This window comes from Streptacidiphilus sp. EB103A, assembly GCF_041261405.1.
In the GTDB taxonomy this organism is placed as follows: domain Bacteria; phylum Actinomycetota; class Actinomycetes; order Streptomycetales; family Streptomycetaceae; genus Streptacidiphilus.
Genome location: NZ_JBGCAQ010000014.1, coordinates 139,845 through 166,268 on the forward strand (window position 1 = coordinate 139,845; position 26,424 = coordinate 166,268).

General features: G+C 70.6%; 23 protein-coding genes. 12 read left to right on the forward strand and 11 right to left on the reverse strand.

From position 1 onward, the window contains the following. Positions 1–198: 198 nt before the first annotated feature. From ABH941_RS23505 to ABH941_RS23515, 3 genes are all read left to right on the forward strand, one after another. Positions 199–720 carry an NUDIX domain-containing protein gene (locus tag ABH941_RS23505; RefSeq protein WP_370131418.1) on the forward strand — a complete coding sequence of 174 codons (522 nt, stop codon included), beginning with the start codon at positions 199–201 and terminating at the stop codon, positions 718–720. Continuing rightward, entirely contained in the window at positions 717–1,385 is a 669-nt protein-coding gene (locus ABH941_RS23510; protein ID WP_370131419.1) for a 3'-5' exonuclease, read from the forward strand. Before ABH941_RS23505 ends, ABH941_RS23510 begins: the two co-directional genes overlap by 4 nt. 428 nt (positions 1,386–1,813) lie before the next feature. Beyond that, complete coding sequence (locus ABH941_RS23515) at positions 1,814–2,548, forward strand: hypothetical protein (protein WP_370131420.1); 735 nt, start codon at positions 1,814–1,816, stop codon at positions 2,546–2,548. 99 nt (positions 2,549–2,647) lie between these two features. On the opposite strand, the gene ABH941_RS23520 is transcribed toward ABH941_RS23515, so the two are convergent. Next, complete coding sequence (locus ABH941_RS23520) at positions 2,648–3,193, reverse strand: hypothetical protein (protein ID WP_370131422.1); 546 nt, start codon at positions 3,191–3,193, stop codon at positions 2,648–2,650. A 56-nt stretch (positions 3,194–3,249) separates the two neighbouring features. Here ABH941_RS23520 and ABH941_RS23525 point away from each other — a divergent pair, with 56 nt between their 5' ends. Beyond that, the gene (locus ABH941_RS23525) at positions 3,250–3,615 is read left to right on the forward strand and encodes a hypothetical protein (RefSeq protein ID WP_370131423.1); all 366 of its coding nucleotides are present in this window, start codon (positions 3,250–3,252) and stop codon (positions 3,613–3,615) included. On the opposite strand, the gene ABH941_RS23530 is transcribed toward ABH941_RS23525, so the two are convergent. After that, positions 3,573–4,871: an MFS transporter gene (locus ABH941_RS23530; protein WP_370131424.1), complete on the reverse strand. Its 1,299-nt coding sequence runs from the start codon at positions 4,869–4,871 to the stop codon at positions 3,573–3,575. The genes ABH941_RS23525 and ABH941_RS23530 overlap by 43 nt on opposite strands. Before the next feature lie 117 nt (positions 4,872–4,988). After that, entirely contained in the window at positions 4,989–6,326 is a 1,338-nt protein-coding gene (locus ABH941_RS23535) for a tetratricopeptide repeat protein (RefSeq protein WP_370131425.1), read from the reverse strand. A 385-nt stretch (positions 6,327–6,711) separates the two neighbouring features. Between ABH941_RS23535 and tmk the strand changes: the two genes are divergently transcribed. The 7 genes from tmk (at position 6,712) to ABH941_RS23570 (ending at position 13,360) form a co-directional block, all read left to right on the forward strand. Further along, the gene (gene tmk / locus ABH941_RS23540; RefSeq protein ID WP_370131426.1) at positions 6,712–7,395 is read left to right on the forward strand and encodes a dTMP kinase; all 684 of its coding nucleotides are present in this window, start codon (positions 6,712–6,714) and stop codon (positions 7,393–7,395) included. A 44-nt stretch (positions 7,396–7,439) separates the two neighbouring features. After that, the gene (locus ABH941_RS23545; protein WP_370131427.1) at positions 7,440–8,747 is read left to right on the forward strand and encodes a radical SAM protein; all 1,308 of its coding nucleotides are present in this window, start codon (positions 7,440–7,442) and stop codon (positions 8,745–8,747) included. Positions 8,748–8,832: 85 nt separating this feature from the next. Next, on the forward strand, positions 8,833–10,008 hold the full coding sequence (locus ABH941_RS23550; RefSeq protein ID WP_370131428.1) for a DNA glycosylase AlkZ-like family protein: 1,176 nt from the start codon (positions 8,833–8,835) through the stop codon (positions 10,006–10,008). Between the two features lie 95 nt (positions 10,009–10,103). Then, positions 10,104–10,427 carry a MazG nucleotide pyrophosphohydrolase domain-containing protein gene (locus ABH941_RS23555; protein WP_370131430.1) on the forward strand — a complete coding sequence of 108 codons (324 nt, stop codon included), beginning with the start codon at positions 10,104–10,106 and terminating at the stop codon, positions 10,425–10,427. Between the two features lie 276 nt (positions 10,428–10,703). After that, complete coding sequence (locus tag ABH941_RS23560) at positions 10,704–11,387, forward strand: restriction endonuclease (RefSeq protein WP_370131431.1); 684 nt, start codon at positions 10,704–10,706, stop codon at positions 11,385–11,387. Then, positions 11,384–12,271, forward strand: a complete 888-nt coding sequence (locus tag ABH941_RS23565; RefSeq protein WP_370131432.1) for a restriction endonuclease — start codon at positions 11,384–11,386, stop codon at positions 12,269–12,271. Before ABH941_RS23560 ends, ABH941_RS23565 begins: the two co-directional genes overlap by 4 nt. Before the next feature lie 216 nt (positions 12,272–12,487). Beyond that, positions 12,488–13,360 carry a hypothetical protein gene (locus ABH941_RS23570; RefSeq protein WP_370131433.1) on the forward strand — a complete coding sequence of 291 codons (873 nt, stop codon included), beginning with the start codon at positions 12,488–12,490 and terminating at the stop codon, positions 13,358–13,360. 225 nt (positions 13,361–13,585) lie between these two features. On the opposite strand, the gene ABH941_RS23575 is transcribed toward ABH941_RS23570, so the two are convergent. Both ABH941_RS23575 and ABH941_RS23580 read right to left on the reverse strand, forming a co-directional pair. Continuing rightward, positions 13,586–14,110, reverse strand: a complete 525-nt coding sequence (locus ABH941_RS23575) for a hypothetical protein (RefSeq protein WP_370131434.1) — start codon at positions 14,108–14,110, stop codon at positions 13,586–13,588. Between the two features lie 303 nt (positions 14,111–14,413). Next, positions 14,414–15,847: a glycosyltransferase family 4 protein gene (locus ABH941_RS23580; RefSeq protein ID WP_370131435.1), complete on the reverse strand. Its 1,434-nt coding sequence runs from the start codon at positions 15,845–15,847 to the stop codon at positions 14,414–14,416. Between the two features lie 374 nt (positions 15,848–16,221). Here ABH941_RS23580 and ABH941_RS23585 point away from each other — a divergent pair, with 374 nt between their 5' ends. Then, a complete protein-coding gene (locus ABH941_RS23585; protein ID WP_370131436.1) occupies positions 16,222–17,430 on the forward strand; it encodes a HEPN/Toprim-associated domain-containing protein in 1,209 nt (402 codons plus the stop codon). A gap of 198 nt (positions 17,431–17,628) precedes the next feature. Here the strand turns inward: ABH941_RS23585 and ABH941_RS23590 are convergent, their stop codons facing one another. The 6 genes from ABH941_RS23590 to ABH941_RS23615 form a co-directional block, all read right to left on the reverse strand. Next, a complete protein-coding gene (locus ABH941_RS23590; protein ID WP_370131437.1) occupies positions 17,629–18,525 on the reverse strand; it encodes a hypothetical protein in 897 nt (298 codons plus the stop codon). A 125-nt stretch (positions 18,526–18,650) separates the two neighbouring features. Continuing rightward, positions 18,651–21,422, reverse strand: a complete 2,772-nt coding sequence (locus ABH941_RS23595; RefSeq protein WP_370131438.1) for a hypothetical protein — start codon at positions 21,420–21,422, stop codon at positions 18,651–18,653. After that, positions 21,419–22,534, reverse strand: coding sequence for an AAA family ATPase (locus tag ABH941_RS23600; protein WP_370131439.1), 1,116 nt, complete (start codon positions 22,532–22,534; stop codon positions 21,419–21,421). Before ABH941_RS23600 ends, ABH941_RS23595 begins: the two co-directional genes overlap by 4 nt. A gap of 18 nt (positions 22,535–22,552) precedes the next feature. Next, complete coding sequence (locus ABH941_RS23605) at positions 22,553–23,950, reverse strand: VWA domain-containing protein (RefSeq protein ID WP_370131440.1); 1,398 nt, start codon at positions 23,948–23,950, stop codon at positions 22,553–22,555. Continuing rightward, positions 23,947–25,368 (reverse strand): hypothetical protein, encoded by a 1,422-nt coding sequence (locus ABH941_RS23610; RefSeq protein ID WP_370131441.1) that lies wholly within the window; start codon positions 25,366–25,368, stop codon positions 23,947–23,949. The genes ABH941_RS23605 and ABH941_RS23610 overlap by 4 nt, the downstream gene beginning before the upstream one ends. Then, positions 25,335–25,838, reverse strand: a complete 504-nt coding sequence (locus ABH941_RS23615; protein WP_370131442.1) for a hypothetical protein — start codon at positions 25,836–25,838, stop codon at positions 25,335–25,337. The genes ABH941_RS23610 and ABH941_RS23615 overlap by 34 nt, the downstream gene beginning before the upstream one ends. Positions 25,839–26,424: the final 586 nt, after the last annotated feature.

The window sequence follows — 26,424 nt, forward strand, 5'->3', positions numbered from 1 at the left end:
ACGTCCGGCTTCAACCGCCGGGCCCGCCACGAGAGATGCTCGAACACGATCGAGTGAGTTCCGCCCATCGCCCCCGCGCGCCCGACGCACCCCCCTTATTCTGTTGGGTGTGCCCGCAGCGCAGAGCCAGAGGACGCAACCCCGCCGGTGGGCGCGCTGCGACGCGGCCACCGCCCTCGACAGCACCGGAGCGTGCCCATGACCGCCCCGCAGCCCCAGGCCGTGGACTCAGTCGTCGTGCGCGCCTGCGCGGTGATCTTGAATGCCGGGCAGGTCTGCTTGATCAGGCGACAGCGGGAGGGCGGTGAGCAGTACTCCCTCCCAGGAGGCATGGTCCGTCGTGACGAGCTCACCGTCGACGCTCTGGCTCGCGAGCTCAAGGAGGAGTTGGACCTCGACGTCACCGCGCTCCCCGCGCCGCCCCGACTGCGGTGGACACAGGACCAGCTGACCACCCGCCCCGGTGACCACTCCCTTTTCCGCCGCTACCACCTGATCTACCTCCTCGACCTGCCCGACAGTGCCCGCGGCGACCTGGCCCCCACCGAACGCGACGCGGACGACATCACGCAGGTGTGCTGGGTGCCCGCCGACGATGCCGCCGGCCTACACCTGTACCCGGGGGCCATGCCCGCGTTGCTGGCCCTGGCGAGCGTGCTGGCGCCCTCCGACCTCGTCGAGTTGCCGCCGCTGACGGACCGAACCTTCACCTGGCGGTGACCGGCCCGCCCCGTCTCGTCGACGACCCCGCCTTCGCCAACACCACGCTCCTGGTCATCGACTTCGAGGCGACCACCCCGGCCGGCCACCGTCCGCAGCCGGTCGAGGTCGCCGCCCTGGGCCTGCGGCACGTTCCCGGCCACGGCCCGCAGCCGACCGGCTTCCGCTCCACTTCCCTGATCCGCCCGCCCGACTTCGCCCCCGTCACCAGCGCGATGACCCGCACCACCGGCATCCGGCCCCAGGACGTCGCCGACGCCCGCACCGTCGACCAGGTCCTCGCCGAACTTGACGCCACCGTCCCGGCCGGACCGCTGCTCCTGGTGGCTCAGCACGCCCCGGTCGAGGCCTCGCTCCTTTATGATCACCGCGACCACTGCCCCCGACTGGCCCGCACCCCGCTGCTGGACACCCGGCTCCTGGCCAAGGCCCTGCACCCGCTGCTGCCGTCCTTCGGCCTCGACGCGCTGATCGCCGCGTTCGGCCTGCCCAGGCCAGCCGACCGGCACCGGGCCATGGCCGACGTCGACGTCACCGCCCTCCTGCTGCGCCGCCTGCTTACCGACGCCGCCGCCGGCACCCGCTACGGCACCCTCGCGGACCTGCTCGCGGTGGCCGGCCGCGAGGCCAGAGCCGCGCGCTCCGAGCAGCAGAGCCTGTTCTGAATCCGCTCCGGTCATCTGCGGAGCAGGAGGCGGTGATGGGCCAGGAGCACCTGGGTGTACACGGCTCCCGGACACTTTCGTGACCACTGGGCTCGCAGCGTCGACGCTGGCGCAGCAGGCCCGCTCAGTCCATGCGCAACCGTCAGCCGGCCCCGGGAGCGCGCCATCCGGGAACTGCCCGCGCTCACTACGCCGGCGCGACCGGTCAGTCCGGGCAGGCGCCTGAAGACCGCACCCGGGACAACAACCGGCCAGCTGGTGGCTGATCTCTGCCTTCCTCCTGCCCGCGCCTCGGGGCAGCACGAGAATCGGAGTACCGGCGTGGGAGGAAGCCGTCCGATCCGCGCGAACCACCGTCTCTCCCGAGACCAGCACCGTGTCTTCTGGGCCCGGCCGGCCGCCGGGCACGACCGCATTGGAGCGCCACGTTGACCTTCGAGCCCGCCGACCTGAACCTCACCGACCCGACGAAGAGCTACCTGGAGTTCGTCCTGAACACCGACCCGCGCCTCGGGATCGCCTCGGCGGCGCTGAATGCCGACGTGTCCATCGAAGCGGTCCAGGTCCGGACGGCTGCGACGCAGGAGTGGCTGGGCCGGCTGGTGCGCTGCGAACCGAACGCGATGCACTGCACGCTCGTGGAGTCAACGGAGATCCCCACCCTGTTCCACCCGTGCGTCGAAGAGGACAAGGACAGCCCGGCGGCCGTGAACGGGTCGGGCTGTGTGTGCCGCCGGTCGTTCTACGACCTCGAGTTCGGGCTGCCCGTCGTCGGTCAGCACTTCAAGCACCAGGGCCAGGGCGGCACAGACCGGTGGTCCTACCAGACCTACGCCCCGCTGGCTCTGCGCCCGAAGGACACCTTCAGTAGCTTCCTCGTCGGCCGCGGTCTGTTCTGGGCCCGGACGAGCGAGGGTCTGCTGGCGATCCTGCCGCAGCGCCGGGCCGTCGGCTACAACGTCGGCTACAGCGGCGGTAGCGGCCCGGAGGCCCTGGCCGCCTACCTCACCCAGGTCGCCGACACTGACGGGAAGGACACCACCGTCGGAACCCCCTACCACCGGGCACACCCCGCGATCCTGGAGTGGACCGAGAGCGAAGCGGCGGACCGCGGCACGAACGAGCTGACGCTGCGGGACCTCAAGGCCATGATGAACGGCTGACCGCAGGGCTGACGGCACGGGACCAAAGCCCTCGCTGAGGTCCCCTGCGGCACCTGAAGGTCCCCCGGAGATGGGGCCGGTGCAGTTGGGCAGCACTCGTCAGCAGTCGACCCCGGCGTTGCGCCAGGCCACCAATACGTCGTCAAGAACGGCCCGGTGGCCGGGGGAGACCTCCTGCTGCAGCAGGAGGCGGGTGAGCAGTATGTCGGCGCTGGGCAGGTCGAGGGCGAGCACCGCGAGGATCCTCTCCAGGACGGCGATCACGCCGCGAAGGTCGGTTTCGTGGACGACCTCGAGGTAGTCCGACAGCAAGTCGGCCAGGCGGGCACCGTCGCTGCCGGGGCTGCTGCCGGAGGCTTCAACGAGGGCTGCGCGGCAGGCCCGGACCGCCTCCAGGGCGTAGACCGGCACCGACGCCGCCCGCAGGTTCTCGGGGCTGTGGTCATCGGTCGCCAGGTCGCCCACCGCCTTGGCGGCGATCTGCCAGGTCAGGGCTGGCGCCAGAAAACGGGTGTCGTCCGCGGTGCGCGCCGCGGCCGACGCCACCGTCCCCAGCACCTCACCGACCAGACGGGTATCGGAGCTGAAGGCGAGGCTTGAGGGCAACAGGACGGGGTGCTCGCTGTGGGCGTGAGGCTTGCTCATACGAAGAGTCCGTCCACAACGGACGCCGCTTGTGCCGTTCTGAAAGGATGTGCACCGTGTTGGATGATGACGAGCTGATCGAAGGCGTGTTCGTGAGCCAGGCGTACGCGCTGGCCCCGCTGAGGTACCGGGCCGACTACTCCGACCCCCGCTCGTACACACCGCTGGAGCCGGTCTACGAGGACCTGCGCTCCGCGCAGCAGCGCTGCGAGGACGAACTGCGGGCTGCCCGGTCCGACGGCCCTCAGTTGGAGTTCCAGTGGGTCCCCAACCACGACGAGCACGCCGACTACCCCGCGGTGCACTGGAGCATGAAAGTCCGGACCCCACAGGTACGGCAGTTCCTCGCCCTGGGCTACGCGGTCTCCGTGGTCGGCTCCTACACCGACGGCGTCGCCTTGGGCGCCCTTGAACACGGCTGAGCGGGGGCCAGTCCGCGGCGCCTCCTCGCACAGTCCGGTGCCGTCCCGGCAGTGCGGCTGTGCCGCGCCAACCATACGGCCACCGTCCAACCGGTCACCGCCAAGGCCACCATGGCGATGCCGCAGCCCAGGAAGCTGCTGCCGGGTGCGAACGCGGCCAACGCCGGCAGCACGCACATCCCCGTCATCCCCGCCAGATGCAGACCGGCGCTGTCCACAGTGATCAACCGAAGTCTCTCCCCTGCGGGTAGACGCGACAGCGCTGTCCGCAACTGGATCGATCCCCAGGGCACCGTCAGACTCGACAGGGCGGTCAGGACAAGGACGGCCGCCAGGTCTCGGGCCAAGGCGTAGCCGGCGAGCACCGCGCCGCGCACCAGCCAGGACGCGCAGTAGGAGTGGAGGAACCGCTTGGGCAGCGCAAGATTGCCCACCAGCAGGTTCCCCACCACGGACCCTGCGCCCATGCAGGTGACCACCAGCGCGTACGCGTCGGGCCTAGTGTGTAGCCGCGAGGCCAGCAGAATCGGTACCCCCACCGTGGTGATCGCATAGAGGAACTCGCCGGTCCCGTGCAGTCCCAACGCGCAGGCCAGAGCTGGATGGCGCCGCAGGGTCGGCCACGCCTTCGGAGCTGGTGCCGGTGACGGCGCTGCAGTTGGCGTCACGCCAGCAGCCAGCCACCTCGGCTGGCGGGCCAGCCACCGCAGGGCGACAGCGGACACCGCGAAGGTGCCCGCGTCGATCAGGAAGAGGCGTTCGGCGGGGAGGAACGCCAGCAGCACTGCGGCCGCTCCCGGTCCCAGGATCCAGGTGAAGCGGCCAGTGAGATCCATCAGTCCGTTGACGTGCTGGACCTGGTCCTCGGCGACGAGCTCAGGGACGAGCGCGGAACGGGTTGGGTCGGCCAGGGCGTCCGCCGTCCCGATCACCATGATGACGGCGACGGCGGCGGGAAAGCCCAGGAGGTGCCACAACCACGGCAGGGCACCGACCACGCCGATCTGGGCCGCGTCCACCAGGGACAGGGCCCGGAACGAGGCGAGTCGTGCGACCAGGCGTCTGCCGAACGTGCCGATCAGCAGGTGTGGGATCGACTCGGTGACCACCAGCACACCCATCGCGACAGGTCCCGATGTGGCGAGCACTGTCCACATCAGGGCGAGCGTGAAGAACCGGTCGCCGAACACCGACAAGGTCTCCGCCAGCCACAGGACCAGAACGGAGCGCCTCTGCAGTAGCCGCAGGTATCCCACGGTCCGTCACACTAGGGACTGAAGCGGCCCGACGGGGTGGGACCCGTCACTTCTTCACCCGATCGAGTACCCCGCACGCGGCGGTCGCCGTGCGCGCCGGCTCCTCGCGGCGCGACGTCAAGCGGCGCGGGCCAGCGGCAGCGCCCGTTCGATCAGCTCGCGGGCGCAGGCGGTGCTGAGGTGCGGGCGCAGGGACGCGATCATCGTCCGGACGCGGTCGTCGGCCCTGCCGGACTGGACGTGGGGGTAGTCGTCGAGGGCGCTGTGCCATTCCCGGCAGGCTTCCTCGAGCCGTCCGGCTTGGAGCTTCCATTCGCCGAGCATGGCGCGGTGGCGCACTCTGGCACGGCGGTAGACCAGGGAGCGCATCTTCTCGGACAGCTCCAGTCCTTGGATGGCCGTGGTGTGGTCGCCAAGCAGGAAGTTGACCTGCGCGGTGTGATAGTTCATCGAGGCAGGATCGTAGGAGCCGTGGGCTGTCGCTGCGGATTCCGCTTTCTCCATCGCCGCCTCCGCCTCGCGGATCTTGGCCAGGGCGGCGCGGCGATCGCCGGTCTGGGCCAGGGCGTGGGCCTGCTGTCCGGAGAGGAAGGCGCGCATCCTGGGTCCGGCGTGCTGCGATACCGCTGACGCGGCGTCGGCGAATCGGAGCGCTGCGGCGCCGTGGCCGAGCTCGACGGCCTGGACGCTCATGCCCCTCAGGGCAGTCCTGTAGGTGACGGGGTCCTCGGCCGCCAGCGCCAGTTCGAGGGCCTTGGTGTAGTAGCGCTGGCCGAGCTGGTCTAGGCGTTCGTCGACGGCCATGTACCCGGTGAGGTAGAGATGGTCGGAGGCCGCGGACAGCAGCGCCTTGCGGATTTTCTCGCTCGCGCTGGCCCGCAGGTGCGGGACGATGGTGTTGACGAGGAACGCTGCCGCGAGGGGCCGGACGGCCCGCCCGCCGTACTGGTCGTCCATCTCGCTGAGTCTGCCGGTCATGCCGGTGACCGCGTCGACCTCGGCCATGCCGATGCGCCGGTGGGGGTCGGTCCGCAGTTGCTGGAATCGTCCCAGGCCATCGGGCCAGCCCGGGACGGCCAGGGCGACGGAGTACAGGCCGGCGCTGAGCACGCCCCTGCGGGTGGGATCCATATCCAAGCTCCCGAGGTCGATCAGTTCCGCCACCGTATCCGTGCTGACGGCTGGCGGGTCGCGGCGGTCGCGGAACCCGGCGTCCGCAGCCGAGACCGGTCGGCCGAGCCTGCGGGCGAGGGTTTCCAGGACGGCTGCCTGTGACTTGGGCATCGGGCGGGTGCCGGTGAGCCAGTGGGAGACGGCGGAGTCGTCGTACTTGAGTCGTTGACCGCCTTCCGTGCCGGTGCGGTTGACCGCGCGGGCGAACTCTCCGTTGTTCCAGTGGGTCTCGGTGATCAGGGCGGCGAGGGCGTGGTTCGGCGTTCGGATGCGCGGTGCCACGGCATCAGCCTCTCCGAGCGGGGTTTCAAGGGTTTCAGCCTTCAGGTGTGTCCCTACCGTATTCACCGACCGCGCACACCTGTTGACTGTTAGTCAGTTGCGTTCGGGCACCGCAGGCAGCCGCCACCACCCGCGGGTGGTCCGTCCGTTGCGGTGTCCGCGCGCTGCCGGGACGACCGGGGGTGATCACAGGCATGGTCCAACGCACCATCGGGCACCGAGCACCGCTGAGCGCCTGCCCCAGGGCCGGCCGGACCACATCCGTTCCTGGGAGCCAGCCCGCGTCCGCATGCCCGAGATCGACCTGCGGCGAGGAGCCCGTTGGACGCGGGTTCAACCGTGGAGGCCCTGCAGTTGGTCCGCACCGATTCCTGGAGGAAGCAGCATGTCCCCGCGCCCGCGATCCGACGGCACCGACACCCCCGACGTCCTGATGCGGCAGCCGGAGCCCTGGCCCGAGACCGGCGGGCTGTTCATCACCCTGGACGGTCCCAGCGGGGTCGGGAAGACGACCATGGGCGCCCGGCTGGGGACGTTCCTGGGCAGCAGGGGGCTGAAAGTGTGCGCCACCACGGAGCCCTCGCACTCAGCGATCGGAGAGCTGGCCCGGTACGGCACCCACGAGTACCACGGGATCGCACTGTCGCTGCTGATCGCCGCCGACCGCTACCACCACGTCGAGACAGTCGTCCGCCCGGCGCTGGAGCGCGGGGAAGCGGTGGTCTGCGACCGGTACCTGCCCTCGTCCCTGGCCATGGACCAGCTCGACGGGGTGCCGCCGGACTTCCTGTGGAACATCCATCGCCATCTGCCGTGGCCGCATCTGGCGATCTTCCTGACCGGCCACTGGCAGCTGTGCGCGACCCGGGCTGCCGGGAGGGGCAACCACAGCCGCTTCCACCTCGCCGACCAGGCCGCCAAGCAGAGGGAAGTCGAGCTCTTCAACCAGGTGGCCGACCAGCTCGCCGCCGCCGGCTACCCCGTGTGCCGGTACGACATCGGCGACCAGGACCCAGACACGGTCCACCGCGCCCTGGCCGAGCAGGTGGCCGCCCGCCTGGGCCTGTGAACGCCGCACCGCCCACCGCCCGCACCTTCGGACCAGGAGACGGCATGAGAGTGGTACTGCTCTACCCTGAGGTCTACGACATGGCCCGCTTCCGCGAGCAGCGCAAGGAGTTCCCGCCGTTCGGCGTGCTGTACCTGGCGGCGGTGATCGAGCAGGCCGGCCACGAGGTCGCCATCGAGAAGGTCACCCCGCACCGGACCCGCCTGGACCTGAGCGGCTTCGACGCGGTCGGCTTCAGCCTGGCGTCGTCGGCCACCTACGGCATCATGCTCAACGCCCGCCGGCGCAGCGCGATCCGCGAGGACGCGCTGGTGATGGTCGGCGGGGTGCACTGCAACTTCTACCCCGACTCCAGCCTGCGCGACTTCGACGCGCACGTCGCCGCCGACGGCGAGTCCGAGGAAACCATCCTCGCGATCCTGGAACACTACCGGGCCGGTCTGGCGAGCGTCCCCGGCATCCTGTACCGCGACGGCGACCAGGTCAGGCGCACCGCCAAGCGCCCCCTGCTGCGCAACATCGACAGCCTCCCGCTGCCAGCCCGGCACCTGCTGCCGCGTCAGGACATCGTGATCACGGACCGGCTGGCCGGGACCGACCTGGCGATGGCGCACGTGATGTTCTCGCGCGGCTGCCCGTTCCCGTGCAGCTTCTGCGCCGCCGGGCAGACCCGGATCCAGTACCGCGGCGGGGCCAGTGCCCTGGCCGAGCTGGAGCACCTGATCGAGGTGTACGGCATCGAGGGCTTCGCCATCGTGGACGACAACTTCATCGTGGCCCGCCAGAAGGTCGGCGACATCTGCGACCACATCGCCCACCTGGGCCTGCGGTGGTCGGCCCTGTCGCGAGTCGACACCGTCGACGAGGTATTGCTCGCGAAGATGGCCCGCTCCGGCTGCATCGAGATCAAGTACGGCATGGAGTCCGGCAGCGAGCAGCTCCTGAAGGCCATGCGGAAGAACACCACCCGCGCGCAGATCACCCGCGCCATCCACATGACCAACGACGTCGGGATCGCGGCGAAGGTCTTCGTCATCCACGGCTTTCCCGGCGAGAACACCGAGACCACCGAGGAGACGGTGAGCCTGCTGAGCGAGCTGGGCGCCGCCGTCAGCCGGGTCTCGCTGTTCCGGTTCGTCCCGCTGCCCGGCACCGAGGTCTACGACCGGGCCGACCTGTACGGGGTGCGCGGCACCCACCTGCAGCCCGACTGGGACGGGGACTGGGAGAAGTTCCACATCCACCACAACACGAAGAGGTGGTGGGGAAACGACCGCGAATGGGAGGAAATCGAAAGAACGCACGACCGGTTGAGGCAATTTGTCGAGGCGGGATGGAACACGCAGGGGTGAATTCAGGCGCAGCAGGCCGTCCTGCTAGGCTCCGCGCATGCTTGCGCCAGCCCGATCATTACCGGCAATTCGCCCGCTGGACGAGGTGACGTCACGGGGGCTGTGGAATTGGGTCCTGCGGCGCCAGGGCCTGGCGGACGAGACCCGGCTCGACTCGGTGGAATCGATCGCGCGCGCGAGCCTTGGCCTGCACGCCGCCAGGCTCCCCTCCCCGTTCGCCACCGTCGCCGCCCGCAGCGCCGGTACCGCCGTAGCAGCCAGCCTCTTCGCGCCGCCGACCCGCGAACGCGTCATGACGGTCCGCTGCATGCGGAAAACCCTCCACACCCTGCCGCTGGACCTCGCCGCCGCCGCCCACGCCGCGACCCGCCACTACCGCGAGCGCGACGCCCTACGGGCGGTGACCAACGCCCACGAGAGCCTGGCCGACGTCGAGGCGGCCATGGACGAACTGGCCGTACTGCTGGGAGCGCACGGCCCCCTGCACCACCGCGAGATCGAACGCCGCCTGGCCGGCCGCCGCATCAGCACCCCGCGCGGCCGCCTCGCACTCAAACTGGCCTGGGAGCGCGGCGACATCGCCTACCGCAACACCTCCGAGGCCTGGAACCGGGAGCTGCGCACCTTCGCGCTGACCAAGCAGGCCTATCCCGCGGCGAACCTGGGTCTGGACCGACACCATGCGACCGCGCTCCTGGTCGAGGCGTACTTCGACCGCTACGGCCCAGCCACCCTGGCAGACGCGGTCTGGTGGTCGGCCCTGTCACGGACCGCAATCACCGACGCCCTGGCCCGCAGCAGCCGGGAGGTGGCCATGGTCACCACCGCCTGGAGCGACCAGCCGCAGTACATGTTCGCCGACCGCCTGGAGGAGTTCCTGACCACCGACCCCTCCGCCCACCGGGCCGGGGTGAGCCTGCTCGCGCATGAAGACGTCGCCCTCAAGGCGTACTTCGAGACCAGGACCCGCTACCTCGGTGCACTGCAACCGCGGCGGGCCTTCAACCAGATCGGTGAAGTCCTGCCCACCGTCGTGCACGACGGGACCGTCATCGGGACCTGGGCCTGGGAGCCGACCGGGCGCCGCGTCGCCACCAGCCTGGTCGCCGGCGCAGCGACCGCCGAGGTCCGCAGAGCCGTACGGACCCGCGCCGACCAGCTGACCCGGGTCCTACGCGGCCGGTGGACCACCGCCCGCCCGACCGGAGCCCCGCAGATCCCGGGCCAGACAGCGCTACTACCACACCCGGACCCGGTGTAACGGGCGTCCGCCGATCCCGGGCAGGCGATCAAGAATCGGCTGCTAGCCTGCTGCCCCGGCATCTCCGAATCCCCGACCGTACAGCGAGGCTCCGCGTGATCCCTCTCGAACAGAATCAGTCGCTCGAAGAAATCCAGGCCTATGTGGCCGACATGGAGAATGAGCGCGGTTTCAGTACGAGACCGGTTATCGAGCAGTGCCTGCAGCTCGGCGAGGAGGTCGGGGAAATCTTCAAAGCCGTGCGCAAGCGGGAGAAGATGCGCCTGGACCCGAACTCGGCCGTCGGTGACGTCGGGGAGGAACTGGCGGACGCCCTCATCTACCTCTGCGCGATCGCCAACCGCCTCGACATCGACCTCGCCGGCGCGCTGAGGAACAAGGAAGCGGTCAACGAGACCCGCACCTGGGTCTCTGCTTGACTCCACCCACGGCCCTGCGCGTTCCTGCCGCACTGGACAGCGCCGAAACCTTCCTGGCCGCGCACCGTCAGGCGTTCCAAGACGCCCTGCGGTGAAGACCGGAGCCGGGCGTCGATGATGAGCCCGGCCCCGGGCACCGCTCCAACATCCACCGCTGCCAGATGAGCCTGACCTGCGGGGGAGTCGGACCCTGCACCAACTGTCAGTGTCCGGTGCTGCAATGAAGGGATGCGGGGGCAGCGCAGGGCCGCCATCCGCCGGCTGGAGGGGGCGTACATGTCAGGGAGTACCGAGCGCGGGTGGGAGACCATCGCCAAGTGGATTCTCATCTTGGCTACGGGGGACGCGGTCGTCGAAGACTTCAGTGGCTGGGCGAACCGCCACCTCTGGATCACCATTCCAGTGCTGTTCGCGGTGGGCGTGTTAGCCGTCCTCGCCGGTCCGCGGCTCTTGGCGCGCTGGCGCAACCGGCCGCTGCCCCATCAGCAGTCCACCGCGCCGGCGGCCTCCGCACCACCGAAGGTGGCGACCTTCTCCCTCGCGGACTTGGACGCCGTCACCTGGAGGCGTTTCGAGCTCGTGGTGTGCGAGCTGCTGGAGCGGGACGGGTTCCTTGACGTCCAGCACGTCGGAGGTGCGTCCGACGACGGAGTGGATGCTGTGGCCTGGACCCCGGACGGGCGCAAAGTGGCGTTCCAGTGCAAGAAGTGGGTCTCGGAGATCGGCCCCAACTATGTGAGAGAGCTCAAGGGATCCGCACAGCCCCTCTACGACGCGGACGTCGCTGTGCTGGTCGCCATCAACGGCTGCACACCGTCGGCCGTTGACACCGCACGCAGGGTCAAGGTTCACTTGGTGCAGCGGGACGCGTTGGCACGTTGGGCGGCCGGAGAGCCACTGCGAGTCCTGCTCCCCGTCCTTACTCCCCGTGAACCGGTCCCGGTGACGGTGAGCGCATGACGCTGCGACAGGAGGGCGTCGTGGACGACCGCTTCGGCCGGTGCGCGGATTCCCGTTCTGCTGCCTTCGCGGCGATCGCCGGACGATGGACCCGCCTGCGCCAGTGGGCGCCCGCGGGCGGTGTCGAGCGGCGGCGCGGTCGACGTCTGCGCTCGAAGCCGGCCAGGCGCCGCGGCACGATCGACCGCCACCACCACCTTCGGCTGCTCGCCTGGCGGGGCCTGTACCGCACGCCGGAGGTCCTCGGGATGGTGCTGATGCTGTGCACCATCGGGCTGCTCGCCGGCCGCTGGACCGGCTGGTGGCCCTCGCCCTTCCACCTAGCCGTCGACTGCGTCGGGCCAGTGGGCTTCTGCTCCTACGTGTACTTCTCGACCCGGAGAAGCATCCGCGCCGACTGGGACGCTCGGCTGGCCGCCGGGCCCCAGCTGCAGCTGACCCTCGATCAACTTACTGCTCTTGGACCCATTCCGTTCGAGACCGCTGTTCGGGACCTGATGCGACGAGACGGCTTCCGCGCCGAGCAGGTGGGCGGTGCCAATGATGACGCGGTCGACGTCTGGGCCAGGGACATGGACGGGTGGGTCTGGGTCGTGCAGTGCAAGCACCGCCGTGACGGGCTGGCAAGCAAGCAGAGGACCGACGCCAAGGTGATCAGAGAGCTGAAGGGAACAGCCAGCGACATGCACCGGGCCACCTTCGCGATCGTGGTGACCAACGGTCGCTTCACGGCCAACGCAGTGGAGAAGGCCGCCGTTCTCGGCGTCCACCTCCTCGACGGGATCCAGCTCGCGCAGTGGGCCACCCAGGAGCGGTCGCTGCGGGACCTGCTCGGGGTCCCGGCCCCACTTCGTCACCCGGCCGACTTCGAGCGGAACAGGTGACCGCACGCCGAACGGGTCCGCCTCGGCAGCGGCGCCGAAATCCGGCTCCATGACGCTGTTCTGCCAAACGAGGAGGCCGTGCCCGGTACATTCACCGACGACCCCGCCACGGGCTCGAGGAGACGTGCGCTGCCGCAGCGGCCCCACGAAGCCACGGCGGGGGAGAGGCCGTCGGGGTCGGCCGGGGCCGGACTCCAGCAACCGAACGAGGTATGCATGAGCAACGAAGCCGTGAAGTACGTCCTTGGCCTGCAGATCCCGGACCCAAACGCGAAGCGGGTGTTCATGGTGCTGGCCGGGCTCACCGCGCCGTCGGCCATGAACTCGCCGATCATGGGCCTGGAGCTGAAGGATGCCGACATCCCCGCCCTCGCCGAGCGCGCCGGTCTCTCGGCGGACGACTTCCGCAACCTGCTGCGAAAGCTGAAGACCCTGGTGCGCATGGACGTCCTTGAGCACGGCGACTCCTGGGAGATCGTCTACGGCCCCTCCCACACCGACCGCGAGGCCACCAATCAGCCCCAGGCAGCGCCACTGGCACCTGTCCGGTCCGCGGCACCGAAGGGCCCGCCGGCCAGCTCCATCACCCATCCCCGCTACTGGCTGGTGCACACCCTGCCGTGGCCGCAGGGAACGGCATCGGTGCGCGAGTGCGCTCTGGCGCACGCCCCCTCCCTGATCCCGCGCCAACTGCTCGGCGCCGACGCGACCTCCGTACTGCTGGTCGCCGACGCCTACCAGCAGCAGACCGGCCTGCGCACCGTGTTCTTCAGCGACCTGACCCGATGGCTGGGCCAGCAAGGACGGACCTGGGCCGACGTGAACCGCGCAGACTGGGAAAACGGCCTGACGCAGCTGCAGCAGACCCCGACCCTCGCGCTCTACCTCGGGCTGAGCCAGTTCCACCACACGCTCGTCGGCGACCCCTCGCTGGAACAACTGGTCCTCTACCAGCCCGGCCAGCAGCCGTACGAAGTCACCGATGAGGACCGCCGACAGGTGCGGGACTTCGTCGATGGCGTCCTGGCCCGGGACTGGCCCGGCTACGCGCAGAGCATGATCAACGCGGGGAAGATACGCAACGGGTGACGCAAGGAGGCAGAGAAAGGTCGGCGTCGGCCACCGGGGACTCGTGACCGCGCGTGGCACTCGCCTCGGGGAGCCATCACCTCACGTTGCCACCGCCCGTGCAGTGCTACGAGCTGCACGACGTTGACCTGCTGCAGCGCCACGGGCGGCTGCCACCACGGCCGGAGCCCCGGTGCCGCCGGCGTTCGGTGGACCTCTGACCGATCTCCGGTTGAGTGGCCGACATCAGTTGTGGTGACCCAGTGTGGGCAGTCCGCCGTTCAGCGCCCGAACGCTGTGGCCGCGGTTCGCCTCTCGCCTGGCCGCGAGCATCTGCCGTCCCAGAGCCCTCCAGCGGTCGGCCTCAGCTTGGCGGCCGGCTTCGCGGGACATGACAGCCAGGGCGAGGACCGCTGACCTGGTCCGAGCGAACAGGACGTCCGCAGCCATCGAGACCTGCCCGGTAACGGGCACAGCACCCGCCGGGCCGCGCACGCAGAGCACCGCGTGCCCTTCATTCCCGGCAGGTCGCACGTAGAGATGGGCGCGGCTGCTTCCGGTGGCGATCGCGACCAGCGCGAGCAGCGTCGGCTCGTCATCGGGCATCAGCACACCCTCAAGGCCGGCCGCGTGCGCCCCGCCCAGTGCGGCCGCGGTGATGACGCCGGCGTTGCGTTGGACCTTCATCCGCATCGTCGGCCGCGCCTGCGGCTGCTCCCGGTCGACCCGAGCAGACCGCCGTAGCCGTGCTGCCCGTCCTGGCAGGCTCATCCGCTGTCCCCTTTTCACCGCACCGGTCCGCCTGATCGGTCTGACAGCCATAGTCCATGACAGGACGCCGGGATCACCATCGCGCAGGCCCAGCACCGAAGCGTTGCCCCGGCCGGAGGTCACTTTCCACGGGTCGGGCGCACCTCCGCATCCCCGGTGCGCCGCTCCGGCGTCCCGTCAGGCCAGCCACGGAAGCATGGGTGCGTTCGGCCCCGCGCCTCTGTCCTTCGGCCTGGGTGTGATCGATTGCAGCTTTCCATGGGCCGGTCCAGGGCAGCGGCTCGCTCGCCGTGCACGCGGGAACTAGGGCTGGCGGCCAGTGAACTGGTCGAGGTCGTCTGCATAGGAGGACAGGAGGTCGTCGCCGTAGCCGGGAATGGCCTCCAGGCGCTGCAGGAGGCGGGCGAGGACGTATTCCAGGTGCCCCTGTGGGTCGGGGGCAGCTGGTCGGCTGAGGCCACCGGGTGCTGCGGTGGAGCGCGGGATGCGGTCGTAGGCCAGGTCGGGGACGATGTCGGCGCCGCGCAGGGACTCGGCCAGGGTGATGCGTGCGATGGTGTCGCCTGGATCCAGGGTGCGCAGCGCCGTGGCGGCAGTGCCGGCCAGGGCGGTGCGGTCTTCCAGGGAGTAGACGGTGACCGGGGTGCAGGCCCGGTCCAGGGCCCGGGCCACGGTGCTGGCGGTGGCGTCCCAGCCGGGCAGGGTACTGCGCCGCTCTTCGGCGGCTGCGCGGAGCTCGTCGCGCAGCGCGGGGTCGGTCAGCCACTGCTGCAGCACTTCGGTCCAGGCGGCCGGGTCGTGGGGATCGAGCAGGCGGCCGGGCGGTCCCAGGGAGGTGCTGTACAGGGCCTCGTAGGTGCCGCCGGTACAGGTGGCTGCGACAGGCAGGCCGGCGGCCAGTGCCTCGCCGATGACCATGCCGTACGTCTCGGCTACGGAGGGCAGCAGGGCCAGGTCCGCATTGGCGTACTCCGCCGCCAGCGCCTCGCCGGCCAGCGGGCCGGTGACGGTGATCCGCTCGGCCAGCCCGGCCTTGGTTGCGGTGTCGCGCACGGCTGCCACGTAGTCGGGCGCGCGTTCGGGGCCGACCAGGCGCAGCGTCCATGGCAGGTGCGCCAGCGGCTCCAGTGCCTGGACCAGCAGCATCTGGTTCTTCGTCGGGGTGATGGCGGCGACGCACAGCAGGCGGGAGGCGCCGGGGCTGCCGGTGGCCAGCGGGGCGCGATCGGTGCCGGGCGGCGCGGCAGTCGTCGCCTGGTAGGTGAGGTTGTAGGTGCTGCAGATCCGGTGGCGGATGTGGTGGCTGGTGGTGACCGTGCCCGCGCACCGGCGCAGCATCGTCCGCTCCGCCTCTTGCAGGTCCACCGCCAGGACGCGGTCCAGGCCGACCTCGTCCGCGAGCGGCATGTGCACCAGCGCCACCATCGTCAGTCGTTGCGCGGCGGTGTCGATGATCTCGGGCACGCAGCAGCCGACCAGGCCGTCGATCAGTACCACCGACCCTGTCGGCAGGTTCTGCAGCAGCTCCGCGAGTCGGCCGCGGTCGGCTTCCGAGGGCAGAGGCCAGCCGCCGGGGACCGGGTGCATCCGCACATCCCAGCCATACTGGGGCAAATGCCGCGCCATCGTCGTGTCGTAGACGTTGCCGCCGCTGGGGTTCGTGGGGTCCTCGACGCTGGCCGGGACGACGAAGTGGACCATGCCCGGCTGCTGCCTGCTGCCACCGAGAGATGTCATGCTCACCAGGATGCCCGCTGGTGCCCCCCGAAGACGTGGAGTCCAGGAAAACCACGAACCCACCGCGTGAGCCGGACTCGATCAGCAGTCCATGCCTCACATACCTGGACGATGGTCGGCTGACCTGCCGCACAGGACCGCAAGGTCCAGAGGAGAATCGGCAGTTGACCGGTCTTGCCCGGAAGGCGCCGGGCCGATTGCACACTTTCACCTGGTGTCCGTCCGCCGGGAGATTCCATGGCCACGCACCCACCCCATGCTGGCCGCCCACCTGGAGAATCCCGTGGCCGCTGACACCCAGGATGGGCAGGACGCCCATGGGGGCATGAAGGACAGCGGGAAGGGATGTGCGGGCGGCCTGCCAAGCTGCCGCAATGGGACATCATTCATATCTGGTGATCGCCGGGCACCACTTCTTGGCGTGCCGGGACAGCTACATCCCTGAGGTGGCGGCGCTGTTCACCGAACAGGACCGCATGCTGGTGCGTACGGCAGGGGCCGAGGGCCCGCAGACGCAGTTCGGATACCGGTCTACGGCCGCGGTGCTGCGCGAGCGGCTGCAGGTGCTGGGCTGTACCTCGGCCCGAGCACGCGCTGACCTGGACGCGGAGATCGCATCCTGGAGCGAGCGCTCCGGACCGGCATCCGACTGGCGCGGTCCGGTCCCCCTGGCGGAGCAGGTACTGGAGGAAGCCCGGCGACGTCTTGGTACCCACTTCGACTCCCTGTCCGTGAACGACCTGCTGAAGATCGATCCCCAGAGCGACCCGATCCACGCTCTCAGCTGGCACATGAGCCCCCGCAGTCTGGTGCGCCTTCTGCTCGACAGTGCACCGGACCTTGCGGCCTTGACCGTGGACCTGGACCTGAGCGAGCTCACGGGCTGCTGTGTGGAGATGGACCCGGACCTGCCAGTGGCCGGCCCGGCCCGTGAGGAGCAACTGGCCGATGCCGCGTTCAACGCGCCGCTGCTCATCCTGACCGAAGGCGTCACCGACGGCCGACTGCTGGCGGCGGGTATGGAGGTGACCCACCCGCACCTGGTTGGGTTCGTGAACTTCTTCGACTTCCCGGGCACCAACGCGCAGGGCGGCGCCTCGCAGCTGGCCAAGACCGCGACCGCGTTCATCGCGGCCGGGGTGGCGAACCGGTTCGTCGTCCTGGCCGACAACGATGGCGCCGCCCACACGGACCTGGCGACGCTGAAGACGCAGTGCCCGCCGGAGCGCGGCGTGGTGGTGCACTACCCGCCACTGGAGTTCCTGGAGTCCTACCCCACCGCGGCTCCGGACCGCCAGGGCCTGGCCGCCGCCGACGTCAACCAGCGTGCTGGTTCACTGGAGATGTACCTGGGTCGGGATGTGCTCACCGAGTACGACGGCCAACTGATGCCGGTGCAGTGGCTCACATGGAAGCCGAGTGTGGGTTGGGTCCACGGCGCGCTGGCTCCCGCGGACAAGAAGGCGGCGCAGAAGCGCTTCAAGGCCAAGGTGAAGGCCGCCCGAGCAGGACTGGCCACCGGAGCCGAGGACTGGAGCGGGATCCGCGCGATCATCGACGCGATTGTGCGTGCCGCCGGCTGACGCTCCCGGCCCCGCGGCCCGAACCGACGCAGACACCCCCAGCGGGGCCCCCGGGCGTGGTTCCGTGTTCCGACCGCACCGGCGGTTCTGGCGCCGGGATCTGGTGGCCCGGTGACGGGTGAGCAGTGACACAGGGAGCGGAGCGGTGTAGGCGCTCCGCGTGTCGGTGCAGCCCAGGTGAGCGTAACCCGCTGGGCGTCAACGACCGGGCAGGTCGACGACCACTGGTGAACCGGCAGCCTCGATGATCGTTCGGTACAGGACGGTGTCACCCATGATGCGCGCGTAGTACAGGGCCAAGGCCAGCTCGGTGGGTCGCAGCAGGAAGCGCAGCCGGCCGTCGGGGTCTTCTTGCGGGGGTGTCCCGAGGCGGAGGTTGGCCGCGGTCAGGAGCGCTGCCCACCGCTGCGGGGAGCAGAGCACCACGGTGGTCTGCCGGTGGCGCTCGATCTGGTCCATGGCCGTGGAGCACTCGCGGGCGGCGGCGCGGCCGCTGGTGTGATCCCGCAGCAGCCTGCGCAGGCTGGCAAGCTCCTGGCTCGCGGTAGGGCGCGCTCCCCAGGTCGGGGGCAGCAGGGTGTCCCACTCGCTGACCGGGACCAGCATCGCGACAGACTTTCCAAGGTGTGCGGGACGCCGTGTGCCAGGGTCACCGCGGTGGGCGTCGCGGGCGTCGCCGTCCTGCTGAAGGTCGATCAGTACCTGGTCGCCCGGTGCCCGGGCGGCGGTGAGGATGCCCTGGTAGAGGGTGGCGTTGCCCATCGAGCTCGCACACCACAGCATGGCCGACAGTTCGGCCGGGCTCATGGTGAACGTGATCCGCCCGTCGGGTTCCTCCTGTGGGATGGAGCCGAGCCGGAAGTCCGCTTCGGTGAGGATCTGAGCCCACAGGTGCGGCGGGCAGGTGACCTGGCCGGAGCGCCGGGCGCCGGTGAGCCGTTCCTGATCCTGGCGCAGTCGGTGGGCGGCGGCGCGGTCGGTGGTGCAGTCCCGCATCCGCTGGACGCCGCGGCGCCACTGTTGGCGCAGGGACGGGCCGTTACCCCAGGTGTTGGGCAGGAGGGCGTCCCAGCTGCTGATCCTGCCGTACTTCACGAACCCTCCCCGTAGTCGGCCGCCGGTCGTGGGCCGCTGCCGATGATGATGCCCTACGCGGCTGCGCCCCTGATGGGCGCGGTGGCGGTGGCACCCCGGCCGGGATGTCACCGCCACCGCTGCGCTCAGGCGTTCAGCAGGGCCGCCGCCGCGGTCGCGGTGTCCAGGTGGCGGGCCAGCAGCGGGCTGCCGCCGGCGGCCTCGGTTGCCCGGGGACCGGCGCAGCCCAGGAGGTCCGCGACGGCGTCGCAGGCCGCCGGATGTTCGGCGAGCAGTGCGAGCCCGCCCTGGCCCCCCGTGGTCCGGCGGCTGCTGCTGGATGGGACAGCGGTGGCCAGCCAGGGCGGGGTGAAGGCATCCAGTGCGTCCAGGCGGCCGGGGAAGACCCGGGCTGCCTCGCGGACCAGCAGCGGTGCGAGGTCGGACGCGCCGGCCCGCAGGCCGGTGATCAGCAGCGGCAGCCACGGCAGCAGGACGGGGTCGGGCAGGCGGGCGAACGCGGTGGAGATCGCCTCGACGACGAAGTCGACCAGCGAAGGCACGGGCTCCAGGGCGTGGACGAATCCGCTGATGTAGCGCGGGTAGGCGGGCAGCGTCAGGGGGTTGTTCAGCAGGGAGTCGCAGCGCCGGCGAAGGTCGGTGCGCGTCAGGCGGCCGAGGTGAACCTGTGCCGCCCACAGCAGGGCGAGCTTGTCCGCGTCCTCGGGGTGCGCCTGGGCCAGGGCGATCTCCATCTGAGTGCGGTCGCAGCCCAGGGACACGGCCACCGATTCCAGGTTGAACAGGAACCCGAGCATCGCCGCGACCTGGCGTGCGGTGGCCTCCTCGTTGGTGAAGGCACCGGGGAGCAGGGTGCAGTAGTGCGCGTAGCCGGCCTTGACGAACGATTCTATCCACGGCGGCAGGACCGGCTCGTGGGTGCGGTAGTAGGCCAGCAGGCGGCGGATGCGGTGCAGCACCTCGGGAGCGGTGTCGACGGTCCGTTCGTGGGCCAGGACGTCCAGAGCGCGGGCGCCCAGTTCGTCGGCCAGCCGGCCGCTGCGCAAGAACACCAGGGCGTCCTCGACGGTGCTGAGCACCTCGGCGGCGGTGGCCTGCGGAGCGTAGGCGGTGCGGCGCAGCCGCTGCTCCAGGACCTGCTCGACTGTGACGCCCTGGTACCCCAGTTCGATCAGGGCGCGCTGGTGGGTGCCCAGGGCCAGGTCCCAGGACTCCTGGATGGAGTGTTCGCCCAGGCGCCGTTCGCCCATGATCGGGCGCACGGCTTCGGGGGGCATCAGGCAGCGGAGCATCCACAGCAGGTCCGAGCAGGGCGAGAGTTCGGGCCGGTTGGCGATGTCCAGCAGGGCGCGCTTGACGCCGCGCTTGTCCAGGGGGAGGTTCAGCGGGGCGAGGCGGTCGTGGACGTCGCGGGCCAGCGGCGGCAGCGCCTTGTAGCCGACGCGGCCGACCCGGTCACCGCCCATCATGATCTCGACCAGGCGGGTGACGTTCCTGCGCCCGGGCACCATGTCCTTCTCCAGGCAGGTCACCGCGCTGTCGAGAAAGTCGTAGGGCGTCGGCTTGGCCCGGTCCCGGATGCCGGCCAGCAGGATCGAGGTCTCGAACACCGCGATGGCGTCGGCGGTGGACGCCAGGTATCCGGCCGTCCGGGCGGCGCGGACGATCCCGACGCTCCAGTCCATCAGCTCAGCGGCGTCCAGCGGGTCCAGCACGGGGGGCTGCTGCAGGAACCCGGACAGGTGGTCGGCGATGGCGGACGGTCCCGCCGGGGCGGGTGCGGCCGCGGTCTTGCGGGCGCGGGAGGAGGCCTTCGTTCCGGCCTGGCCGGCGAGCCGGAAGGGAGTTACCTTGGACCGCTTGATCAGCTTGGCCCACTGGGTGGCGGCGATCGACACCGAGCCCGGGGCGAGCGCGAACTGCGCTTCGATCGCGGTGTGGCTGGAGGGGATCAGACCGTACTGCCAGGTCGTGTCGGTGCGCGCGGTGATGGTGAAGCTGTCCGTCCCGTGCAGCCCGAACTCCTGGACACGGCTGGCCGCGTGGGCGGCCCCGCACACGTACAGGCTCCGGGCCGGATCGGTTCCGCTGGCGGCCAGGTGCTGGCGGATGCGGGTCCACATGTACCGCTCGCGGTCCTCATCCACAACAGCGCGGTGCGCATCGCCCGGTGCCAGGCGCCGGAACAGCGCCCCGATCAGGAACAGGGCCTGCCGGTAGGTGTCGTGGTCCGCCCCGGCCAGCGGCAGCTCGACGTACTGGTGCCACCACTCCGACCAGTGCCGCACCCGGCCGTTGCGCAGCAGGTGCTCCTCCAGGTCCGCGAACCTCGGCCGCAGGTCGCCGACCTGCACACCGACCGCGTCCCCGTGCAGCTCCGCCTGCTCGCCGCGCTCCTCGGAGCCGGTGCCGGTGCGGTTGTCCCACTGGAACACGTGGTCGCTGGAGCGGTCGACCAGGACCAGTTCCACCCCGGGAGTCTCCAGGGCGTAGGCGATGGCCTGGTACTCGGCCGAGGCCTCGGTGATCGGGGCGATGACCGACAGCGGGGCCCAGGCGGCGGGGAACCCGTCGATGTCGCTGGCGAACGCCTGCAGGGCGACGGGCAGGTGGCACTGGCGCAGCTCAGTCAGCAGCGGCGCCAGGTCCTCGCACAGCTCCAGGTAGACCACGGCCGGCTGCTTCTCGCGCAGCCGGCGCGCCATCGCCATGCCGGAGGCGGGGCTGTGATGGCAGACCGGGAAGATCTCCAGCGGCTCGTGGACCGCGCGGTCCACGTCGTCCACGATGCCGCGCAGCAGTCCCTCCAACGCGTCGGGGCCGTCGGCGAACCGCGCGGCGGCGGAGTCCAGCTGGCTGCGCAGCGCGTCGAAGGCGCTGGCGGTGGCCGCGGTCATGCCAGGCTCGCCATCGCGTCGCGGCCGCCCTGCAGGAACTGCGGCCACAGGCCGCCCTCGGCCACGCTGCGCGGCTCGACGACGCCGTGCAGGTACTTGTTGAGGATCGCCGGGTCCTCGGGGGTGCGCTGGGTCAGCGACCCGACCAGGGAGCCGGCCAGGGTGTGCGCGCTCAGTTCCTTGTCGCCGTAGTAGCTGCTGTGCAGGATCGCGTCCTCCAGGACGCCGATCTGCTCGGCGGTCGACAGCGCGGACTCCAGCTTCTCGTCGTCACTGCCCGCGGCCGCGGCGGCGGCGCGCAGGTCGGCGAAGCTCTGCAGCAGCACGTCCAGCAGCGCCGGCGGGACGTCCAGGTCGATCTCGTGCTGGCGCAGGACCTCCTCGGTGCGGAAACGCACGATGTCCGCCTCGCTGTCCCGGTCGGTCACCACGGGGATGGTGACGAAATTCAGGCGGCGCTTGAGCGCGGAGGACATGTCGTTGACGCCGCGGTCGCGGCTGTTCGCGGTGGCGATCAGGGAGAACCCGGGCTTGGCGTAGAGGATGCCCTCGCTCTCCAGTTCGGGCACCGCGATGTACTTCTCCGACAGGATGGAGATCAGGGCGTCCTGGACGTCGCTGGTGGAGCGGGTCAGCTCCTCGATCCGCCCGATCGCGCCGGTCTCCATCGCGGTCATGATGGGGGAGGGGATCATCGAGGCGCGGGACTGGCCGCCCGCGATGACCGCCGCCACGTTCCACGAGTACTTGATCTGGTCCTCGGTGGTGCCGGCCGTGCCCTGCACCACCAGGGTGGAGTTGCGGCTGATCGCGGCGGCCAGCAGTTCGGCCAGCCAGCTCTTGCCGGTGCCCGGGTCCCCGATCAGCAGCAGGCCGCGGCCACCGAGCAGCGTCACCACGGAGCGCTCCACGATGGAGCGGGCGCCGTACCACTTCTGCTGGACCGTGCGGTCCAGGCCGTCGGCGGGCGCGGAGCCCAGGACGAACGTGTTGATCATCTTCGGGGACAGGCGCCAGTTGGCGGGCTTGGGGCCGGTGTCGATCGACTCCAGCCAGTCGAGCTCGGCGGCGTACTTGGACTCGGCGGGGGCGCGCAGCAGGGTGTCGGTCATGTCAGCGGTGTCCATTTCTTAGGCGAGGAAGGTCTTGAGCTCGGTCACGAGCTTGCGGATGTGACCGGAGATCACCGGGGTGCCCAGGTCCTTGAAGCGGTCACGGAACCACGGGTTGACACTCCCGCGACCGGCGGAGGTGACCGAGCCGACGGGGATGAACTTCGCCCCGGAGCGATGGATCGCGGCCATCGACTGGAACAGCGGCTCGCTGCTCCACTCGTAGAAGTCCGAGATCCACACCACGACGGTGTTGCGGGGCTCGGCGATCAGCGGCTGGGCCAGGGCCATGGCGACAGTGCCGTCGGTGCCGCCGCCCAGGTTGGTGCGCAGCAGCGTCTCGAAGGGGTCGTGCGCCCAGGGGGTGAGGTTCACGGCCTTGGTGTCGTAGGCGATCAGGTGGACGTCGACCTTCGGCAGGCCCGCGAAGATCGAGGCGAGAATGGTGCAGTTGACCATCGAGTCGACCATCGACCCGGACTGGTCCACGACCACGATCAGCCGCTTCGGAGTGGTCTTGCGGGCCGTGCGGCGGTAGTAGAGCCGGTCGACGAACAGCTTCTCCTGCTCGGGATTCCAGTTGATGAGGTTCTTCTTGATCGTGCGATCCAGGTCCAGGTTCCGGTACACCCGCTTGGGCGGCACCGAGCGGTCCAGCACCCCCGTGGAGGACTTCTCCACCTCGGTCCGCAGGACCTGCGCGACCTCGTCGACGAACCGGCGGATCAGCGCCTTCGCACTGGCCAGCGCCACACCCGACAGGTTGCCCTTGTCCCGCAGCAGCTGCTCCACCAGTCCCATGCTGGGGGTGAGCTGCGCTGCGAGCTTCGGGTCGGCGAGCACTTCGCGCAGCCGCATCCGCCTGACCAGGTCGGCCTCGATCGAGGCCAGGTCCGGTCCGATCTGCGGCACCAGGTGCGACAGGTCCGGGTGGGAGGGCCCACTGCCGCTGCCGGACCCGGCACCCGCCCCGGGGGCCGGCCGGGCGCCGCGCAGGCCGCCGCGCTCAAGGCCCATCGACCGCTCCAGCCAGCCGGCGTCGGACTGCCACTGCGCCAGCTGCCCGGCGGTGGAGGGCCCGCTGCTGGTGGCGAACGCGTTGACCAGGACCTTCGCGACCAGCGCGGCGCGTCGGACCTCGGCGGCCCGGTCGCGGCCGCCCTGGTCGGGCTGGGGCACCATCAGGTTCTCGAACTCGGCGGCCAGTTCGGGGTAGCGCTGCACGATCGCGTCCAGCGAAGCCTGCGGGTCCTGCAGCATGTCGGGCAGGCCGATGTCGCGGACCACGGCCAGGCTCGCGGTCTCCAGCGACGGTTGCTCCTGCTGGTCGAACAGGCGCGCGAGCATGCGCCAGAGCAGGACCTGGCGTCGGCTCTCGTCGCTGAGCTGACCATCAGCGGGGGTGGTGGTGGTCATGTGCGCAGCAGCTTTCCGGCGCGCTCACGCAGCACCTGCACAGCGTCGGTGGCGGCCTTCTCGGCCCGGATGCCGTCCTTGTCGGTGGTGCCGTCCGCCCACGCCGAGGTGTGCAGGGCAGTCGCGTTGCGGCCGGTGACGGCCAGGGGCTGCAGGACGAACCGGCCCGCGTCCCAGCGCAGCAGCCCGATGCACGCGGTGGAGGCGGTCACCGAGCGCAGGGTCAGCGGGCAGGCGGCCGGGATGCGGTCCACGTCCACCGCCAGGGTGTGCCCGCCCGCGGTGAACACCACGTCCCCGTCCTGCTCCGTGGCCTGGTAGCCCTCCAGGAACATCGGTTCGGCCAAGGCGGCCGGGTGCCGGTCCAGCGGCGCCTTCCAACCGCCTTCGGCACCGGCCAGGGCGACGCGGGCGGTGGCGAACGGGTCGGCCGCAGCGCCCGTGCGGGCCAGGGCCTCACTCCACAGGAGGTCGCCCTCGGCGGTGACTGGCATCGCGGTCACCTCCACGGACCGGCCCTGCGCTGCGGCGGCCAGGAGCGACAGGTGCGGGCGAAGGAGCTGCCACACCCCGGCGCCGACGATGGTGTCGGTTTTCGCGGTGGAGACGCTGACGCGCACCAGCCGGGTGGCGCTGCCGTCGGCGGGCTCCAGCACGGCGTGGACCTGGGCCTGCGCCGCGGTGGGGTGCTCCTGCAGGTCCACGCCCAGCGGAAGCAGCCGGCCGGTCACCGTCCGCTCGGCGATTGCGGGCGCGTAGGTCGGATGGGCCAGCAGCAGGCCGCGGGTCCACAGGTCGGCCCAGCGCCGCAGCGGGAACTGGTCCATCGCCGCCCCGGGGCAGCAGGCGGCCAACTCGGCCGCGAAGCCGTCCAGCAGCACGGCCAGCCGGCGCAGGCCCAGGTCGGGGAGCATCGCTGCCACCACCGGTGCCGCGCCTGCGGCCAGGTCGTGATCCAGCCCCTGCCAACCGGCCCGGGCCACGTCGCACAGCCACGACCGGGCAGCGGACAGCAGGTTCACCGGCACCGTCTCGGAGACCGGCGGGGCGGCGGGAGCTTCGGCCGTGTGGCGACCGCGTCCCGTGGCCTCGTCCACGCGCTGGGCCAAGGCGTCGTGCGCGGCGCCCAGCAGGGCGGTCCGTGCAGCGGCCAGGGCGAGGAAATGCTCCTCGGACGCGGTTCCAGCCTCGGTCTTTTCGGCGGCCTGGGCCACCAGCAACGCCAGCGGCGAGGCGGCGACCGCGTCGGCCAGGTCCGCGAGAGCCGCTGCCTGCGCGGGGCGCGGCCGCATCAGCCCGCCGATCAGGACCCGGTCGAATGCCTCGACCACGGCCAGAGCCCGGTCCAGCCCTTCGACGGGGCCGACGAGTATCTGCACGCTCATCAGGCGGCCTTCTTCCGAGTCGGCGGGAACCACTGCATCTCCGGCAGCGGGACCAGGACGGGTGCCAACTCCAGGTACGCCAGTTGGTGCAGGAACCGGGAGAAGACGGAGGCTGCAGCTTCCCGGCCGGCCTGCGGGGGCCGGGCGGCGCTCATGACCGCGACAGCGCTGCGCGCCCCGGCGAGTTCGTCCCCGTCGATGCGCAGGTAGCGGGCGACGCGCTCGGGACCGTACTGGACCTGGGCTTCACCGATGAGCTCGAGAAGGTGCTTGCAGAACGAGCCGCGCGCCCCGCCGCAGGGCCTGTTGTTGTTCGTGGAGCACGAGTAGGCGAAGTCGCCGGCGGAGACCGACGAGACGTACACGCGGCCAAGGTCCGATCCGCTGGACACCACGCCTTGCACACGGCCGTCGGCCAATTCGACGAACGGGACTTTGGCGAGCCTGCGGGGCCGCGCGGGCGCCACCACGCGGGCCGTGCTCGAGTTCTCCCACTGGGACAACGAAGCGCCTCCTTGGACTGGGCAGGAAGAAAGAGCGGTTCTCCGCCGGAGCGGCGGAACAAGATCAACCTAGTACCGACCACTGACAATTCAGGGGCCGCGCCAGCCGCGGCCCCACCGCAGTGGCATCGAGTTGGTCGGCGGGGATGAGGTCCCGGACATGACGACCGGACAGTCGCAACCGGGTCCCTGGCCATCACCGACTCACCAGGGCGAACCCCACTGCACGACGGGCCGACAAGCGCTCACCCCGGGCCGCGGCGTCGCCGGTCTGACCTGATGACCACCGGACGTGAACGGGAAAGGCAAAGCAGTAGAGGGAGGCGGCACCGGCGCCGTCGGCAGAGGACACGTCACCCACACAGGTGGACTTCAGGGGTCGGTTGTGTCGGCCAACGCGGATATGGGATGGTGCAGGTGGCGACATGGACGCCATGCTGTTCAGCCTGCCCGCCCGGTCCGCGGCAAGCCGGCACGCAGCTAGAAGGGGCGAAGAGCCACTCCGGAGTGTTACGTAGCAGGCAAGGACGCCAACCCCTCAGCGTTGGCCACCATCCTCCCTTTGCGCTACGCAGGACCGGGCAGC

What these genes read in the sequence shown, in the direction of transcription:
- ABH941_RS23505 (WP_370131418.1), top strand. Translation starts at nt 199, where the DNA reads ATGACCGCCCCGCAGCCCCAGGCCGTGGACTCAGTCGTCGTGCGCGCC.
- ABH941_RS23520 (WP_370131422.1), bottom strand. Translation starts at nt 3,193, where the DNA reads ATGAGCAAGCCTCACGCCCACAGCGAGCACCCCGTCCTGTTGCCCTCA.
- tmk (WP_370131426.1), top strand. Translation starts at nt 6,712, where the DNA reads ATGTCCCCGCGCCCGCGATCCGACGGCACCGACACCCCCGACGTCCTG.
- ABH941_RS23545 (WP_370131427.1), top strand. Translation starts at nt 7,440, where the DNA reads ATGAGAGTGGTACTGCTCTACCCTGAGGTCTACGACATGGCCCGCTTC.
- ABH941_RS23560 (WP_370131431.1), top strand. Translation starts at nt 10,704, where the DNA reads ATGTCAGGGAGTACCGAGCGCGGGTGGGAGACCATCGCCAAGTGGATT.
- ABH941_RS23565 (WP_370131432.1), top strand. Translation starts at nt 11,384, where the DNA reads ATGACGCTGCGACAGGAGGGCGTCGTGGACGACCGCTTCGGCCGGTGC.
- ABH941_RS23570 (WP_370131433.1), top strand. Translation starts at nt 12,488, where the DNA reads ATGAGCAACGAAGCCGTGAAGTACGTCCTTGGCCTGCAGATCCCGGAC.
- ABH941_RS23575 (WP_370131434.1), bottom strand. Translation starts at nt 14,110, where the DNA reads ATGAGCCTGCCAGGACGGGCAGCACGGCTACGGCGGTCTGCTCGGGTC.
- ABH941_RS23580 (WP_370131435.1), bottom strand. Translation starts at nt 15,847, where the DNA reads ATGACATCTCTCGGTGGCAGCAGGCAGCAGCCGGGCATGGTCCACTTC.
- ABH941_RS23585 (WP_370131436.1), top strand. Translation starts at nt 16,222, where the DNA reads ATGGGACATCATTCATATCTGGTGATCGCCGGGCACCACTTCTTGGCG.
- ABH941_RS23595 (WP_370131438.1), bottom strand. Translation starts at nt 21,422, where the DNA reads ATGACCGCGGCCACCGCCAGCGCCTTCGACGCGCTGCGCAGCCAGCTG.
- ABH941_RS23600 (WP_370131439.1), bottom strand. Translation starts at nt 22,534, where the DNA reads ATGACCGACACCCTGCTGCGCGCCCCCGCCGAGTCCAAGTACGCCGCC.
- ABH941_RS23605 (WP_370131440.1), bottom strand. Translation starts at nt 23,950, where the DNA reads ATGACCACCACCACCCCCGCTGATGGTCAGCTCAGCGACGAGAGCCGA.